17 protein-coding genes are annotated in these 19509 nt (G+C 63.1%); 2 read left to right on the forward strand and 15 right to left on the reverse strand.

What is annotated here, in order from left to right:
• Nucleotides 1-111 precede the first annotated feature (111 nt).
• The 3 genes from acnB to ACVOLS_RS12565 are packed head-to-tail and all read right to left on the reverse strand — an operon-like array spanning nt 112 to nt 3373.
• Nucleotides 112-2703 (reverse strand): bifunctional aconitate hydratase 2/2-methylisocitrate dehydratase, encoded by a 2592-nt coding sequence (acnB, locus tag ACVOLS_RS12555; RefSeq protein ID WP_481545856.1) that lies wholly within the window; start codon nt 2701-2703, stop codon nt 112-114.
• Between the two features lie 38 nt (nt 2704-2741).
• On the reverse strand, nt 2742-3140 hold the full coding sequence (locus ACVOLS_RS12560) for a type II toxin-antitoxin system VapC family toxin (protein ID WP_282271408.1): 399 nt from the start codon (nt 3138-3140) through the stop codon (nt 2742-2744).
• On the reverse strand, nt 3140-3373 hold the full coding sequence (locus ACVOLS_RS12565; RefSeq protein WP_481535712.1) for an AbrB/MazE/SpoVT family DNA-binding domain-containing protein: 234 nt from the start codon (nt 3371-3373) through the stop codon (nt 3140-3142). The genes ACVOLS_RS12560 and ACVOLS_RS12565 overlap by 1 nt, the downstream gene beginning before the upstream one ends.
• 522 nt (nt 3374-3895) lie before the next feature.
• Here ACVOLS_RS12565 and acnA point away from each other — a divergent pair.
• Entirely contained in the window at nt 3896-6658 is a 2763-nt protein-coding gene (gene acnA, locus ACVOLS_RS12570) for an aconitate hydratase AcnA (protein ID WP_481545857.1), read from the forward strand.
• Between the two features lie 247 nt (nt 6659-6905).
• Here the strand turns inward: acnA and ACVOLS_RS12575 are convergent, their stop codons facing one another.
• The gene (locus ACVOLS_RS12575; protein WP_481545858.1) at nt 6906-7355 is read right to left on the reverse strand and encodes a nuclear transport factor 2 family protein; all 450 of its coding nucleotides are present in this window, start codon (nt 7353-7355) and stop codon (nt 6906-6908) included.
• 105 nt (nt 7356-7460) lie between these two features.
• Between ACVOLS_RS12575 and ACVOLS_RS12580 the strand changes: the two genes are divergently transcribed.
• Nucleotides 7461-9143, forward strand: coding sequence for a long-chain fatty acid--CoA ligase (locus ACVOLS_RS12580; protein WP_481545859.1), 1683 nt, complete (start codon nt 7461-7463; stop codon nt 9141-9143).
• A 143-nt stretch (nt 9144-9286) separates the two neighbouring features.
• On the opposite strand, the gene ACVOLS_RS12585 is transcribed toward ACVOLS_RS12580, so the two are convergent.
• The 11 genes from ACVOLS_RS12585 to ACVOLS_RS12635 form a co-directional block, all read right to left on the reverse strand.
• Entirely contained in the window at nt 9287-9904 is a 618-nt protein-coding gene (locus tag ACVOLS_RS12585) for a single stranded DNA-binding domain-containing protein (protein WP_481545860.1), read from the reverse strand.
• A gap of 174 nt (nt 9905-10078) precedes the next feature.
• The gene (locus ACVOLS_RS12590) at nt 10079-11602 is read right to left on the reverse strand and encodes a calcineurin-like phosphoesterase C-terminal domain-containing protein (RefSeq protein WP_481545861.1); all 1524 of its coding nucleotides are present in this window, start codon (nt 11600-11602) and stop codon (nt 10079-10081) included.
• A gap of 184 nt (nt 11603-11786) precedes the next feature.
• On the reverse strand, nt 11787-12425 hold the full coding sequence (hisIE, locus tag ACVOLS_RS12595; RefSeq protein WP_481545862.1) for a bifunctional phosphoribosyl-AMP cyclohydrolase/phosphoribosyl-ATP diphosphatase HisIE: 639 nt from the start codon (nt 12423-12425) through the stop codon (nt 11787-11789).
• Nucleotides 12415-13191, reverse strand: coding sequence for an imidazole glycerol phosphate synthase subunit HisF (gene hisF, locus ACVOLS_RS12600; RefSeq protein WP_282272328.1), 777 nt, complete (start codon nt 13189-13191; stop codon nt 12415-12417). Before hisF ends, hisIE begins: the two co-directional genes overlap by 11 nt.
• On the reverse strand, nt 13185-13919 hold the full coding sequence (gene hisA, locus ACVOLS_RS12605) for a 1-(5-phosphoribosyl)-5-[(5-phosphoribosylamino)methylideneamino]imidazole-4-carboxamide isomerase (protein WP_481545863.1): 735 nt from the start codon (nt 13917-13919) through the stop codon (nt 13185-13187). Before hisA ends, hisF begins: the two co-directional genes overlap by 7 nt.
• Nucleotides 13916-14515: an imidazole glycerol phosphate synthase subunit HisH gene (gene hisH, locus ACVOLS_RS12610; RefSeq protein WP_481545864.1), complete on the reverse strand. Its 600-nt coding sequence runs from the start codon at nt 14513-14515 to the stop codon at nt 13916-13918. The genes hisA and hisH overlap by 4 nt, the downstream gene beginning before the upstream one ends.
• Nucleotides 14512-15585, reverse strand: a complete 1074-nt coding sequence (gene hisB, locus ACVOLS_RS12615) for a bifunctional histidinol-phosphatase/imidazoleglycerol-phosphate dehydratase HisB (protein WP_481545865.1) — start codon at nt 15583-15585, stop codon at nt 14512-14514. The genes hisH and hisB overlap by 4 nt, the downstream gene beginning before the upstream one ends.
• Nucleotides 15582-16661: a histidinol-phosphate transaminase gene (hisC, locus tag ACVOLS_RS12620; protein WP_481545866.1), complete on the reverse strand. Its 1080-nt coding sequence runs from the start codon at nt 16659-16661 to the stop codon at nt 15582-15584. The genes hisB and hisC overlap by 4 nt, the downstream gene beginning before the upstream one ends.
• A complete protein-coding gene (gene hisD / locus ACVOLS_RS12625) occupies nt 16658-17953 on the reverse strand; it encodes a histidinol dehydrogenase (protein WP_481545867.1) in 1296 nt (431 codons plus the stop codon). Before hisD ends, hisC begins: the two co-directional genes overlap by 4 nt.
• Complete coding sequence (gene hisG / locus ACVOLS_RS12630) at nt 17950-18861, reverse strand: ATP phosphoribosyltransferase (RefSeq protein WP_481545868.1); 912 nt, start codon at nt 18859-18861, stop codon at nt 17950-17952. Before hisG ends, hisD begins: the two co-directional genes overlap by 4 nt.
• 9 nt (nt 18862-18870) lie before the next feature.
• Complete coding sequence (locus ACVOLS_RS12635; protein ID WP_481545869.1) at nt 18871-19197, reverse strand: YerC/YecD family TrpR-related protein; 327 nt, start codon at nt 19195-19197, stop codon at nt 18871-18873.
• Nucleotides 19198-19509: the final 312 nt, after the last annotated feature.

Here is a 19509-nt window from a genome sequence, read left to right on the forward strand (position 1 = left end):
CGACTGACGCCGCTCCCACAAAAGCAACAACAATTACTGGTGTTCTTCGGCAACAAAAAACCCCGGCTTACGCCGGGGTTTTCCGTTCAACCTTTACTGCTCAGCTACAACTCAGGCGTTGACCGAATCGGCCACGTCCTTGTAATCGCTGATCTGGTCGAAGTTCATGTAGCGGTAGATCTCGGCGCCTGCCGAATCCAGCACGTCAACGTCGGCCATGTACTCCTCCTTGGTCGGGATGCGACCCAGACGCGAGCAGATCGCGGCCAGTTCGGCCGAACCCAGGTACACGTTGGTGTTGCGGCCCAGACGGTTCGGGAAGTTACGGGTCGAGGTCGACATCGCGGTGGAGCCTTCGCGGATCTGCGCCTGGTTGCCCATGCACAGCGAGCAGCCCGGCATTTCCATACGTGCGCCAGCGGAACCGAAGGTGCCGTACACGCCTTCCTTGGTCAGCTCGGAGGCGTCCATCTTGGTCGGCGGTGCAACCCACAGACGGGTCGGGATGTCGCGCTTGCCTTCCAGCAGCTTGGCGGCGGCACGGAAGTGACCGATGTTGGTCATGCACGAACCGATGAACACTTCGTCGATCTTGGCACCAGCCACTTCCGATAGGGTCTTCACGTCATCCGGATCGTTCGGGCAGGCCACGATCGGCTCGTGGATGTCGGCCAGGTCGATTTCAATGATGGCGGCGTACTCAGCATCCGCGTCACCCTGCAGCAGTTCGGGGTTGGCCAGCCATGCTTCCATCTTCTCGATGCGGCGGGCCAGCGAACGGGCGTCCTGGTAACCCTCGGCAATCATCCACTTCAGCAGGGTGATGTTGCTCGTCAGGTACTCGATGATCGGCTCCTTGTTCAGGTGCACCGAGCAACCAGCAGCCGAACGCTCGGCCGAGGCATCAGACAGTTCGAACGCCTGCTCGACCTTCAGGTCCGGCAGACCTTCGATTTCCAGGATGCGGCCGGAGAAGATGTTCTTCTTGCCAGCCTTGGCCACGGTCAGCAGACCGGACTTGATCGCGTACAGCGGGATAGCGTTGACCAGGTCACGCAGGGTCACGCCCGGCTGCATCTTGCCCTTGAAGCGCACCAGCACCGACTCCGGCATGTCCAGCGGCATGACGCCGGTGGCAGCAGCGAAGGCGACCAGGCCCGAACCGGCCGGGAACGAGATGCCGACCGGGAAACGGGTGTGCGAGTCACCGCCGGTACCGACGGTGTCCGGCAGCAGCATGCGGTTGAGCCAGCTGTGGATCACGCCATCGCCCGGACGCAGCGAGACGCCGCCACGGGTGGAGATGAACTCCGGCAGGGTGTGGTGGGTCTTGACGTCCACCGGCTTCGGGTAGGCAGCGGTGTGGCAGAACGACTGCATCACCAGGTCGGCCGAGAAGCCCAGGCAAGCCAGGTCCTTCAGCTCGTCACGGGTCATCGGACCGGTGGTGTCCTGCGAGCCCACCGAGGTCATCTTCGGTTCGCAGTAGGTGCCCGGGCGCATACCCTTGCCTTCCGGCAGGCCACAGGCGCGGCCAACCATCTTCTGTGCCAGCGAGTAACCCTTGCCGGTGTCGGCCGGTTGCACCGGCAGGCGGAACAGGTCGGTGACCGGCAGACCCAGCGCTTCACGCGCCTTGGCGGTCAGGCCACGGCCGATGATCAGCGGAATGCGGCCACCGGCGCGCACTTCGTCGAACAGCACGTCGCTCTTGACCTGGAATTCAGCGATTACTTCGCCGTTCTTCAGTGCCTTGCCGTCGTACGGACGCAGCTCGACAACATCGCCGTGCTCCATCTGCGACACGTCCAGCTCGATCGGCAGTGCGCCGGCGTCTTCCATGGTGTTGTAGAAGATCGGGGCGATCTTCGAACCCAGGCACACGCCACCGAAGCGCTTGTTCGGGATGAAGGGGATGTCTTCACCGGTGAACCACAGCACCGAGTTGGTGGCGGACTTGCGGCTGGAGCCGGTGCCGACAACGTCGCCGACGTAGGCAACCAGGTGACCCTTGTCCTTCAGCGACAGGATTTCCTGGATCGGGCCGCGCTTGCCGTCTTCTTCCGGCACGAACGGGGCATCCGGACGCTTGTTCTTCAGCATCGCCAGCGCGTGCATCGGGATGTCAGGACGGGTGGTGGCGTCCGGTGCCGGCGACAGATCGTCGGTATTGGTTTCGCCCGGCACCTTGAACACGGTGATGGTCAGGCTCTGCGGCACTTCCGGCTTGCTGGTGAACCACTCGGCATCGGCCCAGCTCTGCAGCACGCCCTGTGCATTGGCGTTGCCGGCCTTGGCCTTTTCCTGCACGTCGTGGAATGCATCGAACACCAGCAAGGTGTGCTTCAGGCCTTCAGCGGCGATGGCGCCGACTGCGGCGTCGTCCAGCAGCTGGATCAGCGGCGCGACGTTGTAACCACCGAGCATGGTGCCCAGCAGTTCGGTAGCGCGCTCACGGCTGATCAGTGCGTTCTTCTCGCTGCCGAAGGCGATGGCGGCCAGGTACGAGGCCTTGACCTTGGCAGCATCATCGACACCAGCCGGCACGCGGTTGGTGATCAGATCGACCAGGAACTCGGCTTCGCCAGCCGGCGGGTTCTTCAGCAGTTCAATGACGTCGGCCGTCTGCTGTGCAGTGAGCGGCAACGGCGGGATGCCAAGCGCGGCGCGCTCGGCTACGTGGTGGCGGTAGGCTTCCAACATGACAACTCCCGGGTGTAACGGTTAAAAAGTGGATGGGCTCAGGCTTGCGGCACGATCAGCTTCAAGCCCTTGAAGTAATCGCGATAAAACGTGTCGTTCCAGGTGATCAGGCCATCGCACTGCAGCAGTGCATGCGCGCCCACCATGAAATCGTCGATGCGGCGGGTATCGCCGCTGCGCTGCCGGTGGCGGCGGTGCATCTCGCCGGCACGCAACGCGGATTTGGCTTCCAGCGGATTGAAATGGACACCCATTTCCTCCAGAGCACCCTGCACCTCTGCGCCACCGCGCAGCGAGGCGCAGATTTCGGCCAGCGTGGTACCGCAGAGGACCACCCGGCCGCCGACCAAGGCCTGCCGCAGGCAGGCCTCCACCGCGTCGGCACGGGGGCCGTCGCTGAGCAGCTCGATCAGGACCGGGGAATCAACGGCGATCATCATGCCTCGCCGGCCTCGTCACGGACGGTCCGCACGGCCTGTTCGGCCGATTCAAACCCGTCCAGCGCGAACTTGCCGCGGGCGCGGGAAATGGCATCGTCCACGCTCTTGCGCAGGATGATACGGCTGCCATCCAGCTCAACCTTGAGCTGGGTGCCCTTGGTCAGGCCCAGCGCGTCACGTACGGCCTTGGGCAAGGTGATCTGCCCGCGTTCAGCTACGGTGGCTTCCATGGGACCTCCAATGAAGTATGTACGAATTATACATACTTCGGCCGACATACCCCAGCCATCCCCTGTAGAGCCGAGCCATGCTCGGCTGAGCTTCACCTGTAGTGCCGAGCCATGCTCGGCTGGGGCGTTGCCGGTAAAACCCCTCCCGAGCGCGGCTCGGCACTACCCCCTCCCTTTGGCGCAGCCAAGGGGAGGGTTGGGGAGGGGTAGCCCTTTGCTGTCCGGTGCAGCTGCGGCTTCGCGGCTTACGCCGCTCCCACAAACCAGATCTCCTTGGTCTGCCAGTTCCTGCTGGCAATGCCCCTGCCGAGCATGGCTCGGCACTACTGTGTCCGCGGGTGCACACCGTTACATGCGCGCAACAAGCCGTTGCCTAAACTGTGGCCAGCAACCATGCGCCCGACGGCGGATGCTTCGTCCATACTCGGAACAGTATTCACCTGACAGGGCCCATGGCTCTGAAAAGCCCGCGCAGCGCCCCGGCGCCGCCGCAAGCCATCTGCACTAAAAGGAGTCAGCGGTATGAGCGATACATTCTCCACCCGTAGCCAACTGGAGGTTGGCGGCCAGCAGTACACCTACTGCAGCCTTCCCAAGCTCGGTCAGAAGTTCGACATCTCCCACCTTCCCTACTCGATGAAGATCCTGCTGGAGAACCTGCTCCGGCACGAGGACGGCGGCCAGACCGTAGGCCCTGATCACATCGAAGCCATCGCCCGCTGGAACCCCAAGGCCGAACCGGATACCGAAATCGCCTTCATGCCGGCGCGCGTGGTGCTACAGGATTTCACCGGCGTGCCCTGCGTGGTCGACCTTGCCGCGATGCGTGATGCGGTCACCAAGCTGGGCGGCAAGGCCGAGCAGATCAACCCGCTGATTCCCTCCGAACTGGTCATCGACCATTCCGTGCAGGTAGACGTGTTCGGCCGCCCGGACGCACTGGACCTCAACGGCAAGATCGAATTCGAGCGCAACCAGGAACGCTACAGCTTCCTGCGCTGGGGCCAGAAGGCCTTCGAGAACTTCAAGGTGGTGCCACCGAACACCGGCATCGTCCACCAGGTCAACCTGGAAAACCTCGCCCGCGTGGTGATGGAACGGCAGATCGACGGCAGCAACTGGGCCTTCCCGGACACCGTGTTCGGTACCGACTCGCACACCACCATGATCAACGGCATCGGCGTGCTCGGCTGGGGCGTCGGCGGCATCGAGGCCGAGGCCGCGATGCTGGGCCAGCCCTCCTCGATGCTGATCCCGCAGGTGGTCGGCTTCAAGTTGACCGGCAAGCTGCCCGAAGGCACCACCGCCACCGACCTCGTTTTGACCGTCACCCAGATGCTGCGCACGCTCGGCGTGGTCGGCAAGTTCGTCGAGTTTTATGGCGAGGGTCTGCAGCACCTGCCGCTGGCCGACCGCGCCACCATCGCCAACATGGCCCCGGAGTACGGCGCTACCTGCGGCATCTTCCCGATCGACGCCGAATCGCTGAACTACCTGCGCCTGTCCGGCCGCAGTGATGCGCAGATCAACCTGGTCGAAGCCTACGCAAAGGCGCAGGGCCTGTGGCACGACGCCAACAGCCCGCATGCGCAGTACAGCGCCACGCTGGAACTGGACATGGCCGAGGTCAAGCCATCAATGGCCGGCCCCAAGCGCCCGCAGGACCGCGTCCTGCTGGAAGACGTGCACAGCAACTTCACCGAAGCACTGAAAGGCCTGACCAGCCACCGCGAGCAGCGCAATGGCGACGTCGCCGACTTCATCAACGAAGGCGGCGGTGCAGCGGTTGGCAACGAGCAGCTGGCCAAGGGCCATGCCGACATCGTGATCAACGAACAAGCCATGCGCCTGAAGGATGGCGCAGTGGTGATCGCCGCCATTACGTCGTGCACCAACACTTCCAACCCGGCGGTGATGCTGGGCGCCGGCCTGCTCGCCCGCAACGCGGCACGGCTGGGTCTCAAGGCCAAGCCGTGGGTCAAGACCTCGCTTGGACCGGGCTCGCGCGTGGTCACCGACTATCTGGAAAAAGCCGGCGTCCTGCCGGACCTGGAGAAGCTCGGCTTCTTCGTGGTCGGCTACGGCTGCACCACCTGCATCGGCAACTCCGGCCCGCTACCCACCGAAGTCAGCGCCGGCATTGCCGCCGGTGACCTCGTGGTGGCCTCGGTGCTGTCGGGCAACCGCAACTTCGAAGGCCGCGTGCACCCGGAAGTGAAGGCCAACTACCTGGCCTCGCCGCCGCTGGTGGTCGCCTACGCCATCGCCGGCACGGTCCGCATCGACTTGAGCAAGGAACCGCTGGGCAAGGGCAGCGACGGCCAGGACGTCTACCTGCGTGACATCTGGCCGAGCAACAAGGAAATCGGCGACACCATCGCCGCCACCGTCGGCCCGGAGATGTTCAAGCAGAACTACGCCGATGTTTTCAAGGGTGACACCCGCTGGGCGCAGATCGAATCGCCGGAAGGCCAGGCCTACGAATGGAACAGCGATTCGACCTACATCAAGAACCCGCCCTACTTCGACGGCATGACCATGCAGGTCGGCAGCATCAGCGATGTGCATGGCGCGCGGGTGATGGGGCTGTTTGGTGACTCCATCACCACCGACCACATCTCCCCGGCCGGCAATATCAAGAAGGATTCACCGGCAGGCCGCTTCCTGCAGTCGCGTGGCGTACAGCCAGCCGACTTCAACAGCTACGGCAGCCGCCGCGGCAATGACGATGTGATGGTGCGCGGCACCTTTGCCAACATCCGCATCAAGAACCTGATGTTCGGCGGCGAAGAAGGCGGCAACACGCTGTACTACGCCCCGGGCAGCAATACCGGCGAGAAGCTGGCGATCTACGACGCGGCGATGAAGTACAAGGCCGATGGCGTGCCGCTGGTGGTGTTGGCTGGCAAGGAATATGGCACTGGCTCATCGCGCGACTGGGCCGCCAAGGGCACCAACCTGCTGGGGGTCAAGGCGGTGATCGCCGAGAGCTTCGAGCGCATCCACCGCTCCAACCTGGTCGGCATGGGCGTGCTGCCACTGCAGTTCCATGACGGTGAGAACGCGCAGACCTTGGGGCTGGATGGCTCGGAAGTGTTTGATGTAACCGGGCTGGAGGATGGCAAGGCCAAGACTGCAACGGTTACTGCGACCAAGGCCGATGGTAGCCGCAAGAGCTTTACCGCCAAGGTGCTGCTGCTGACGCCCAAGGAGGTTGAGTACTTCCGTAATGGTGGCTTGTTGCAGTATGTATTGCGGCAGCTGGCGGCTAAGAAAGTTGCTTGATTTGCTTCGTTGATTGTTGAGTAGAAAGAACGCCCCTTTTTGGGGCGTTCTTTTTTTGGTTGACTGTCGTTTTGCAGCTGAAGCAAGAGCACCCCTCCCCAACCCTCCCCTTGGCTACGCCAAAGGGAGGGGGCAGAGCAGCCCTGGCTTGTCTCCCTCCCTTTGGCGCAGCCAAGGGGAGGGCTGGGGAGGGGTGCCTTTGCGCTCTAAAGCTCCAAATCCTTCAATCGCCTACCAGGCAAGCAAGTCACCCTTCCCCACCAACAGGCCCCCAATCCGCGCTATACACCTGCCACTCCCCATCCTGCTCTCGCCAGCCAGTCACCACCTCCTGCATCTGCCCACGCTCGGGCAGCACCCCCTGGTTGCCGCCGGTCAGCAGTACGGTGAAGCGCACCGTCGCAGTATCACCCTCGCCCATCTCCACCCGCAGTGGCCCGGTCTGCACACCTACCTTGGTGTTTAGCAGCAGCTGCCCGCGCAACAGCCGCTCCATCCCGGCGCGGTCCAAGCCCTCGTTACCAACGAAGTCTTCGGCCACTCCGTCCATGAAGCCGCTGGGCTTGCCCGCCTCAACACTTTTTTGCATTGCAGCAAAACTTTCGCGTAGACGCTGTTCCGGTGGTTCGCGGCCGCAAGCGACCAGCAAAAGCATGATCACCGCACAAAGCACGCAGTTGAAGACTGATCGCATCATCTATCCCTTCGCCTTTTCAATTCGGAACGGTATGCTGGCAACAATAACGCCGGTGCCCGATGATCGGGCCTGACCACTAGATCATTCCATTTCCTGGAGGGGAAGATGACGCAAGAACGTCCTTGGCTGCAGAGCTACCCGGCTGGTGTACCGGCTGAAATCGACGTCAACGAATTCCACTCCGTCGCCGATGTCTTCAATGCCTCGGTCGCCAAGTTCCGTGATCGCCCGGCCTACTCCAACTTCGGCAAGGTCCTGACCTATGGCGAAGCGGACGCTCTGGTCACCCAGTTCGCCGCCTACCTGCTGGGCGAGCTGCAGCTGAAGAAGGGCGATCGCGTTGCGATCATGATGCCCAACTGCCTGCAGTACCCGATCGCCATCTTCGGCATCCTGCGCGCCGGCCTGACCGTGGTGAACGTCAACCCGCTGTACACCGCGCGCGAGCTCAAGCACCAGCTGGTCGATGCCGGCGTCTCCGTGCTGCTGGTGGTCGACAACTTCGGCGAGACCGTGCAGCAGGTCATCGCCGATACGCCGGTCAAGCAGGTCATCACCACCGGCTTGGGCGACATGCTCGGCTTCCCCAAGGGCCCCATCGTCAACTTCGTACTGAAGTACGTGAAGAAGATGGTGCCGGACTACGACCTGCCCAAAGCCATCCGCTTCAAGGATGCGCTGAAGCTCGGCAAGCGCCATAGCATGCCGGTGGTCGAGGTGGACCACGAGGACATCGCCTTCCTGCAGTACACCGGCGGCACCACCGGCGTGGCCAAGGGCGCGATGCTGACCCACCGCAACCTGATCGCCAACATGCAGCAGGCCTCGGCCTGGATCAGCGCCTCGGGCGTCAAGCCCGGCGAGGAAGTGATCATCACCGCGCTGCCGCTGTACCACATCTTCGCGTTGACGGCGAACGGCCTGGTCTTCATGAAGCTGGGCGGCTTGAATTACCTGATCACCAACCCGCGTGACATGAAGGGCTTCGTCAAGGAGCTGAAGAACAACCGCTTCACCGCCATCACCGGCGTCAACACCTTGTTCAACGGCCTGCTCAATACCGAGGGCTTCGACGAAGTCGACTTCTCCAACCTCAAGGTTGCGCTCGGCGGCGGCATGGCCGTGCAGCGCGCCGTGGCTGACAAGTGGAAGAAGGTCACTGGCGTCACCCTGGTGGAAGCCTACGGCCTGACCGAAACCTCACCGGCAGCCTGTATCAACCCGCTGGACCTGAAGGAGTACAACGGCGCCATTGGCCTGCCGATCCCGTCCACCGATGCCTGCGTCAAGAACGACGACGGCCAGATGGTGGCATTGGGTGAAGTGGGCGAACTGTGCATCCGCGGCCCGCAGGTGATGAAGGGCTACTGGCATCGCCAGGACGAGACCGACAAGGTCATGGATGCCGACGGCTGGCTGCATACCGGCGACATGGCACGCATGGACGAAAACGGCTTCTTCTACATCGTCGACCGCAAGAAGGACATGATTCTGGTGTCCGGCTTCAACGTCTACCCGAATGAAATCGAAGACGTGCTGGCGATGATGCCGGGCATTCTGGAAGTTGCTGCCGTTGGTGCTCCCAACGAGAAGTCGGGCGAAGTGGTGAAGGTGGTCATCGTGAAGAAGGACCCCAACCTCACCGAAGAACAGGTGAAGGAATTCGCACGCGCCAATCTCACCGGCTACAAGCATCCGCGCATCGTCGAGTTCCGCAAGGAACTGCCCAAGACAAACGTCGGCAAGATCCTGCGCCGCGAACTGCGTGACGCCAAGCCGGAAGCGTGATGCTTCAGGCGTGATCCCTGAAAGCCTCCCCGGAAACGGGGAGGCTTTTTTGTGCATGTGATCTGATCGCGAGCGAGCCCTGATAGCCGCTTGCAGCGTCCTGCTTGCCGGCGACGGCCGGCGTTCGCTGTAACAATGGCGTTTTAGAGCCGCATGCCTTCGCGGGACTCATCGTCACCATTGCCTGCAGCGGTGACAGGTACGATGGCTGCAGCGCGCTCATCAGAGGCGACAAGCGTCAGCGACATCGCTGCGATGGCGGTAACCGTCCCACCCGCTTCGCCGCGCGAAATCCGATGACCGGTACTGCGTGGCTGATCAGCTACCTGCTGCTGAGGCAACTCCACCACCGTGCCACGTACGGCTACACGATCACCGGTGCGAAGTCGCGACCCCATGCGCATGGTGAACTCAGCCTCGGCCGGCATGTTGATCGAGGTGTCGTAGCCCTGATCCAGCACGAACACCCCATCGGATGTGGCCGGGTTGCCATCGCCCTCGTCCTGCAGGAACCAACCGATCGTGGGCGTGCCACGATCGCCTTCGCCCAGGGTTTCCTTGAGCTCCTGACCGATGTCATCGCTGTCGCCCATCAGGTTACGCACCACGATGCCTTCGACCAGCACCTCGCTGCCCAGCAACGGGCTGCTGGCACCCTGCCCTTGCACCTGCCCGATCAGCTTGCGAGCAGGGTCCATCGGCTCGACATTGAATTGCCTGCCAGGCAGCGGAAAGCCGCAACCGGCCGTAGCAAATGCCATGCAGAGAATCGTAGATTTGACTGCCGCTGTCTTCCAACACATGACGTCCGTGCACCCTGCGTTTGTAGGAGCGGCGTATGCCGCGAAGCTCGTAGATTGTCAAATTACAAAATACCCGAACCAGACGCGTCCCAGGCTTCGCGGCTCACACCGCTCCCACAATAGCCGCAGCTACTACGGCTGTGCGGTCTGCAAGCGGTAGCTGGTGTTGCTCCGGTACTCCACACCATTCAAAGTGGTGCGCACTTCCACCGCATGCTCTCCCTCGCTGAGCTTTGTCGGCAACGCCGCGCGCCACAAATGGCTGGAAGGCACGGCTTCGGGCGAGCGGTCGTAGCCACGCAGCTCACTGGCCAGATCATCCGCGATGTTCTCCACCAACAAGTGCGGGTCGGCCTGCTTGACCTGCTTCATCGGCTGCCATTCACCGCCATCGACACGGAACTCCACCGGCAAACCTTCATAGCCCATGAAGACATTGGCGTAGATTCCCCAGGCCGGGTACGCACCCTGCCGCAGCACCTTCGGCGCATGCAAGGCGATCTGCCGATCCGCCGGCGCGCGGGCAACCCGGTACTCCACGCTGTACTGGCCTTGCGGCCGCACATTGAGCAAACCATAACCATTCGGCGTGCCGTCGGCCATGGTGGTATCAGGAATGCCCTGGGCATCCTTGATCCCTGACCAGAACGCGCCGCAGGCAGCGCCTACGTTGTACTCGTGCAGCGGCTGGGCACCATTCCAACCCTGTGCAGCGCCCCAGAACACCTGGCTCTGGTTGTGGGTGTGCCCGCTGACGATCAGCGGATGCGGCACCTGCTCCAGCAGCTTGAATAACCGTGCCCGATCTTCGGCGCGGTAGACGTGGTCGAACAGCGGGATATGGAAGCCCAGCACCACCAGCTTGTCCTTCGGGATGGTCGGCAGATAGGCCTCGAGGAAGGCGAACTGGTCCTCGCGCAGACCGCCGACATACGCCGGCTTCTGCCCGGGTTGGGCGATGATGTCATCCATGCCGATGAACACCATCGAAGTCTCTTCCCAGGCATAGGTGTCGGGGCCGAGTTGGCGGTGATAGCTGGCCAGTGAATCAGCATCGCTGCTGGCACCCAGATCCATGTCGTGGTTGCCGGGGACATGCAGCCACGGCACGCCCAGCGAAGTGACCGCCTTGGTCAGTGCCGGATAGAGACTGGGGTCGTCATTGGTGATGTCGCCCAGGGTCATGCCCATGCGTGCCTGATGCTTGCCGCGCAGCGGTTCGATGATGTCGCGCTCGAAATAGCTGACGTCCAGCGCGGTGCTGGTCTGGCTGTCTGCCAGCAGCAGGGCCTGGAAGCTTGCGGGGGCATTCTTCTCTGGCTTAAGTGCAAACGGGCGGCATTGGCCCTCGCCCTCGCCTGCCTCTGCACGCCAGATGTCCGGCAGGCCGTCGGCGCGTTTGGCAGCGCTGTAGCCCGCTGGCTTGATGATGAAGATGTTGGCCTGGCTGGAGGCAGGCAGCTGATAGCGACCATCCGGGCCGCTGCTGACGATGTGCTCGCCATCGGATACCCGGATGCCCGCCAGCGGCTTTTCACCCGCGTCCTGGCGGCCATTGCCGTTGCTGTCGAGGAATACCGTGCCGTCAACGCAGGAGGCACTTGCCGCAAATGGCGCGCAGGCCAGCAACAGGGCGGGCAACAGGAGTGGGCGCATGGATGTCTCGGCAACAATGGGCAGGCGGCCATTATCGCCCCGCGATGCTGCAAAGGCATTGCTGCAGGTGGCGACAGGTATCAGCAACGGCTGTAGAGCCGAGCCATGCTCGGCTGGGCCTTACCGGTGGTGCTTGGCTTTCCCTGTAAAGCCCTTGCCGAGCATGGCTCGGCACTACAGTTGCTCAGCTGGCCGCCTTTTCTGCGGCCTTGGCGTGGCGGCCTTCCAGCACGGCGATGGCTTCGTCCAGCGACAGGCCGCGTGCGCGCAGCAAGACGATCAGGTGGAACAGCAGGTCGGCGGATTCGCCCAGCAGTTCGTCATCGCGCTGCACGACACCGGCCAGTGCAGTCTCGACACCCTCCTCGCCCACTTTCTGCGCGATGTGGCGCGCGCCCTTCTCGAACAGCTTGGTCGTGTAGCTGTTAAGCGGACGGTCGTGCTCGCGCTGCTTGATCAGCGCATTCAAGGCGCCAAGGAAATTACCCGGTGCGGCGCTGAAACAGCTGGTCTCGCCGGTGTGGCAGGTTGGGCCATGCGGGCGCACGGTGACCAGTAAGGTGTCGTTGTCGCAATCGCTGCGGATGTCGACCAACTCAAGGTGATTGCCGGACGTCTCGCCCTTGGTCCACAAACGCTTCTTGCTGCGGCTGAAGAAGGTGACCTTGCCGCTGCTGCGTGTGGTCTCCAAGGCATCCCGATCCATATAGCCGAGCATCAGCACGCGCAGCGTCGCCTCGTCCTGGATGATGACCGGGATCATGCCGTTGACCTTGTTCCAGTCCAATGCAGCCGGATCAACCGGGTTGAATTCAGTAGACATCCCTAACCTCGATTTGTTGTTCGCGCAGGAACTGCTTCAGTTCCGGAATGGCGATGGCGCCGGAGTGGAACACGCTGGCAGCCAAAGCCCCGTCAACGTCGGCCTGTTCAAATACATCGGCGAAATGCTGCGGCGTGCCCGCGCCGCCAGAGGCGATCAACGGAACCGTGCACAGCGCCCGGGCCTGGCGCAACTGTGCAATATCGTACCCCTTGCGCACGCCGTCGCTGTCCATGCAGTTCAGCACGATTTCACCTGCGCCGAGGGATTGGACTTCACGCACCCAATCCAGGGTCAGTCTGGCTTCGGCGCGGGTCTTGCTTGGATCACCAGTATAGGAGCGTACTCGCCACTGGCCGTCGGCTTCGCGGATGGAGTCGATGCCGACCACCACGCATTGCTCACCAAAGGCCTCAGCCAATTCCGCGATCAGCTGCGGTCGCTCCAGCGCCGGGGTATTGATGGAAATTTTGTCGGCGCCGGAATTGAGCACGGCACGCGCTGTTTCCACATCGCGGATACCGCCCGCCACGCAGAAAGGAATATCGATCAACCGAGCCACCCGTTCGATCCAGGCGCGATCCACCGAGCGGCCTTCCGGGCTGGCGGAGATGTCGTAGAACACCAACTCATCAGCGCCCTGATCGCGGTAGCGCAACGCGAGCTCGGTGATGTCGCCCATGTCTATATGGTCGCGGAACTTCACGCCCTTGACCACGCGGCCTTCGCGCACGTCCAGGCAGGGAATGATGCGCCGGCTCAACATGACAAGGCCTCATCCAGTTGCAGGCGCCCCTCCAGCAGCGCCTTGCCCAACACCGCGCCACCGCAGCCTGCCGCCTTGGCCGCACGGATGTCGTCAGCATCGCGCACGCCGCCCGACGCCTGCACAGCCACGCCGGGCAACAATTTCGCCAAGTGCGCGTAGAGCTCGATATTCGGTCCGGACAGCATGCCGTCTCGTGAAATATCGGTGCACAGCAGGTGCTTCATACCAGCCTGCGCGTAGCGCTGGGCCAGTTCGTCCAGGGTCACGTCCGCGGTTTCGGTCCAGCCGTGCACCGGCAAGCGCCATACGCCGTCCTCGCCTTGCCGGGTATCAAGCGCGATGGTCAGCTGCTCGGCACCAAACTCAGCCAGCCAGGCCAGCACCTGTTCGGGCTGACGCACGGCGAGCGAGCCGATCACCACGCGACTGGCGCCTGCTTCGAGGACGCGCGCCACATCATCGCGACCGCGCACCCCGCCTCCGGTCTGTACCTTCAGCTTGGTGGTGGCTGCGATCTGTTGCAGCAAGGGTGCCAGGGTATAGCCACCGGCCTTGGCTGCATCCAGATCGACCAGGTGCATCCAACTCGCGCCGGTCGCAGCAAATGCTTGCGCGCGCGGCAAGGCATCGTCGCCATAAGTGGTCTGCTTGGCGTAATCGCCTTGCAGCAGGCGCACGACGCGGCCATCACGGATATCCAGCGCGGGGTAGACAGTGAAACTCATGCGGCAATCTCGAGAAAGTTCTGCAGGATGCGTGCGCCCGGGCCAGCCGAACGCTCGGGATGGAACTGCGCGCCACACAGGCGCTCGCGCTGTACCACCGCGGTAAACAGGCCGCCGTGATGACAGGCAGCGACCGTATCCGAGGTAACCGGCGCGGCGTAGCTGTGCACGAAGTAAGCGCTTGATCCGACCGGAACACCATCCAGCAAAGGCGATTCACGCAAGGCCAGCAACTTGTTCCAGCCCATATGCGGCACGCGCACCCCAACGCCAGGGTGCAGGCGACGGACGATGCCGGGCAGCAGGCCCAGGCATTCAACATCACCCTCTTCCGAACGTTCAAACAGCAACTGCATGCCAAGACAGATGCCCATCAGCGGCAACTGCAGCTCGCGCAGCGGCTGTACCAGCCCCTGCGCATGCAAGCGCCGCATGCCCTCGGCCGCAGCACCCACACCCGGCAGGATTACCCGCTCAAGGCCGGCGAGATCCGTTGGCTCGCGCACCATCTGCACATCAACCTGCAGCCGCTCCAGTGCATAGCGCACCGAGCCCAGGTTGGCGCCGCCGGCATCAACCAGACCGACCTTGCTCACAAGGCCCCCTTGGTCGACGGCAATTCGGTGCCTTCCTTGCGAATGGCCTGGCGCAAAGCGCGGGCCAAGGCCTTGAAGCAGGCCTCAACCTTGTGGTGATCATTCTCGCCTTCAACCTTGAGGTTGAGGTTCAAGCCGCTGGCATCGCACAGCGAGCGGAAGAAATGCGGCACCAGCTCAGTCGGCATATCGCCAACACGCTCGCGCTTGAAATCACCATCGAATACGAAATACGGGCGACCGCTGAAATCCAACGCGGCGCTGGCCAGGGTCTCGTCCATCGGCAAGGTGAAGCCATAGCGACCGATGCCACGCTTGTCACCCAGGGCCTCGCGCAAGGCCTGGCCCAGCGCGAGACCGGTATCCTCGATGGTGTGGTGTTCGTCGATATGCAGGTCACCCTTGGCTTCCACCTCCAGGGCAAAGCCACCATGACGACCGATCTGGTCCAGCATGTGATCAAAGAAAGGCAAGCCAGTGTTGATCTTCGAGCTGGCAACCTTGTCCAGGTCGACGAATACGCGGATCTGGGTTTCCTTGGTATCGCGCTGCACGGTGGCGCGGCGTGGTGCGTCGGCCAGCTCGTGTGCGATGGCATCCCAATCCCACTCACCACCGAACTGCTCGGTGCGCAGTTGGAAGCCGCGGATCTTCATGTTGTCGGCAAACTGGATGTCGGTCGGCCGATCACCAACCATGCCCGAGCGCGCCCAATCGATACTGCGGTCCTGCAGATACGACACCATCATGCCGATACCCGGCTTGCGGTTGGGGCTGTTGTCCTGCGGCCAACTGGGGTCGACCAGCACGTCGCGGAAGGTAATGCCCTGGCTGGCAAAGATCTGCAGCATCAGGTCGTTCGGGCCATCGAAACTGGCCTGCGGGTAGCCTTCACTACCGAGGCCGTCCTGGTTGGAGACGATGACGAACTGATAGCCGGCGTCACGCAGCTTCAGCATTGCCGGGATCACGTTCCTGACGAAGCGGATCTTCTCGTAAGCGTCGATCTGGAAGTCGGCCGGCTCCTCGATCAAGGTGCCATCGCGATCGACAAACAGGATGGGGGTCATGCGGTGAGCTCCAGCGTGGCAAGTGCGTCGAGGACGCGGTCGTTCTGTTCGGGGGTTCCCAGGGTGATGCGCAGCGCATCCTGTAGCTGCGGTGCAGCGCGTTGATCACGCACTACCACCCCCGCGTTCAGCAAGGCTTGGAACGCCGCCTCGGCATCGTTGAAGCGCACCAGCAGGAAATTCGCATCCGAGCCGTATACATGGCGTACACAAGATTGCAGCGCCAAGGCCATGCGCAGCCGGTCGCGCTCGCTGCGCACGGTGGCGATGCGGGCGCGGGTCTGCGTCAGGGCTGCGTCGTCTAGGCCAGCATGCGCCAAGGCAGAGCATGGCGTGGGAATCGGATACGGGGCCTGGCAGCGCCGCAGCACGGCGATCAGCGCGGCATCGGCAATAACACTGCCAACTCGCGCTGCGGCCAAGGCGTGCGCCTTGGACAAGGTACGCAGCACCGCAATATTGTCAAAGCGATCCATCAAGGTGGTGGCGGATGGCTCATCGGCAAATTCACCATAGGCTTCGTCGACCACCACCAGCGCCTGGCCGCGCAGCGCTTCGGCCACGGCCTGCACCTGCTGCAGCGGAATGCTCAGGCCACCGGGATTTGACGGCGAGCACAGGAACACCAGCTTGGCATTGCCTTGCTTTGCAGTGGCGATGATGGCGTCGATGTCGGGCACCAGACCCGCCTCGGTATCCAGCAGCGGCACTTCCAGTGCGGGTGCATTCTGCAGCCGCGCACTGACCGCATACATCCCGAACACCGGCGGCGTGTACAGCACCGCATCGCGGCCGGGAACGCACAGAGCGCGCACCAGCAGATCGATGGCTTCATCGCTACCGCGGCCGATCAGCAACTGCTCGGGCTGGCAGCCATAGAGGCCGGCCAGGCGCTCGCGCAGTGCCTGCGGTTGCGGGTCAGGATAGCGGCGGCAACTGGCACCTGCGTCGCCAGGATTTGCCCAGGCCGACTCATTGGCATTGAGCCAGACTTCGCCCTGCAGCTTGGCGCTGCGCGCGGAGGAATAACCGCCGAAGTCGCGCAGGTCCTCACGAACCAGATCGAGCACGCTCACGGTGCGACTCCGAGCCGCAGCGCCACCGCATTGGCGTGTGCACCCAAGCCTTCGGCACGCGCCAAGGTCAGCGCGCATGGGCCTATGCCTGTGATCCCTTCGCGGCTGGCGGCCTGCACGCTGATCTGATTCTGGTAGCTGGCGACGCTGACACCGCTATAGGCGCGCGCGGCACCGGCGGTGGGCAACACATGATTGGTGCCGGAGCAGTAGTCACCCAGCGCTTCCGGGGTGTAATCGCCAAGGAATACCGAGCCCGCCGCTTCCACCTTGTCCAGCCATTGCCGCGGCTCGCGCAGGGCCAGAATCAGGTGTTCCGGGGCGTAGCGATTGGAGATTTCAAACGCCTGCGCAATCGAGTCGACCTTGACCAGCAGCGAAGCGGCCAGCGCCTGACGGGCAATCGCCTCGCGGCTTAACTGCGCAACCTGCGCTTCCACCTGATCCTGCACAGCGGCAATCATCGCCGCATCGTCGCTGAGCAGCAGCACCTGCGAATCCGGACCGTGCTCGGCCTGCGACAGCAGATCGGCAGCTACGAAAGCGGGATTGGCACCAGCATCGGCAATCACCAGCACTTCCGACGGACCGGCAGGCATATCGATGGCAGCAGCGCCTGCCTGGGCCACCTGCTGCTTGGCTTCGGTGACGAAGCTGTTGCCTGGACCGAACAACTTGTCGCAGGACGGCACAGATTCAGTGCCATATGCCATTGCGGCAATTGCCTGCGCACCGCCAATCTTGAAGACGCGGTGCACGCCGGTCAGTCGCGCGGCAACCAATACTGCAGGATCAGCGGTGCCATCCTTGCGCGGCGGCGTGCACAGCACTACTTCGCGGCAACCGGCGAGCTTGGCCGGTACACCCAGCATCAGCGCGGTCGAAGGCAACGGTGCGCTGCCGGCCGGCACGTAAAGGCCGACCCGCGTGATCGGGCGGATCACTTTTTCGCAGATCACACCCGGCGCGGTTTCCACGCTGTAGGGCTGTGCCATGCCCGCACGGTGAAAGGTATCGATGCGATCTGCAGCTTGCTGCATGGCGATGCGCAGTTCGGCCGACACTGCCAGCTCGGCGGCGGCGAATTCGGTTTCGCTGACTTCAAAGCGTTCCGGCGCGACACCATCGAAACGCTCGGTGATATCGCGCAACGCAGCGTCGCCACGCATGCGCACCTGCTCGATCAAACCGGCGACGGAATCGCGGGTCTGTGCAGCTACGGTCTGTACTGGACGGGTCAGAGCGCGGGCCTGTGCATTGGCGTCGAGCGCCTTCCAATCGAGGATGTTCATACCAGCGACTTCTCCACCGCCAATACCATCAAACCCTGCGCGCCGGCGCGCTCGAGCTCTTCCAGACGCTGCCAACTCAGCGCGCCGCTGCACATGGTCTGCAGGCGCACGGCATCACCCTGCCCCGGCAAACGCAGCAACGGCTCGGCATCAGGGAGCAAGCGGGCCAGTTCTTCAACGCGATCCTCGGCGGCTGAGAACATCAGCAGCTTCTGATCCTGCACCTTGCTCAAGCCGTCGAGGCGACGCAGCAGCATTGCCATCAAACCTGCGCGGGCGTCGTCCAGTTCGTGCACTGGACCGGCCAGCACCGCTTCACTTTCCAGCAGCACTTCCACCGGCTTGAGCTGGTTGGCGGCCAAAGTGGCTCCGCTGGAAACCAGATCGCAGATCAGTTCAGCCGTGCCGAGCTTTGGTGCGATCTCCACCGAACCGGACAACTCGACGACCTGCGCGTCGACACCCTTGTCTTTCAGCCATGCAGCAAGAATGGCCGGATAGCTGGTAGCGATGCGCTTGCCCTGCAGCATCTGCACGCCCTGCCAATCCCAGTCTTCCGGCACCGCGATCATCAATCGGCAGGAACCGAAACCGAGGCCACGCAACGGTTGGTAAGCGTCCGCCAGGCCGATCTGGCGACGGGCCTTGGTCTGTTCGTCCAGCTCGTTCAAGCCGACCACGCCGAGGTCGCAGACGCCGTCGGCGATCAAACCCGGAATATCGTCATCACGCACCAGCAGCAGGTCCACCGGCAGCGATTCGCCGAAGCAGAACAGCTTGTCGCGGCTCTGCCGCCAGCTCAGACCACAGGCTGCCAACAGGCTACGCGCGGGATCGGCCAAGCGGCCGCTTTTCTGAATGGCGATACGCAACCGGTCGCGTGCCGGGGCAGAGGTTGAAGCACTCATGGGGTTATCTCAGTTGGATTCGGTTTTGCGCGTGGCGAGGCGATCGATGGCGGCGGCATAGCCACCGGCACCGTGCTCGAGCGAACGCGCGACCCGGCCGATGGTGGTGACGCTCACCCCGGTCAGGTCATAGATCTCGCGATAAGGCACACCCTTGCGCAGCAAAGGGACCACTCGCCAGCGATCGGCCATGGCCTCCAGCTCGGCCGGCGTGCACAGGTCACGCAGGAAGGCCTGCACGTCTTGTGGCCTGTCCAGCGCGGCCAAAGCCCGCGCCAAAGCCTTCAGCGGGGCGTCGGAGGGCTTCTCTCGTTCAATGTCAGGGCGTGACTTCATCATGTATCAATGTATTAGCGTGCTAATACATTAGTTCGAAACAGACCCCGAGTCAAACCGCCCGATCCGTCGGGCCGAGCCATGCTCGGCAGTGGCTTTCCCGGCACCGCCCTTGCCGACCATGGCTCGGCACTACCGGCAGGCCCGCCTTTGTGGGAGCGGCGTACGCCGCGAAGCCATGGCTCATCGGTCGGCGAAGCCCCCCCCCCAGCCCTCCGCTTCGCTACGCGAAAGGGAGGGGGCGGAAATGTAGTGCCGAGCCATGCTCGGCAGAGGCTTTCCTGGCAAGGCTCCAGCCGAGCATGGCTCGGC

The sequence above is a fragment of the Stenotrophomonas sp. STEN038 genome, from assembly GCF_056759895.1.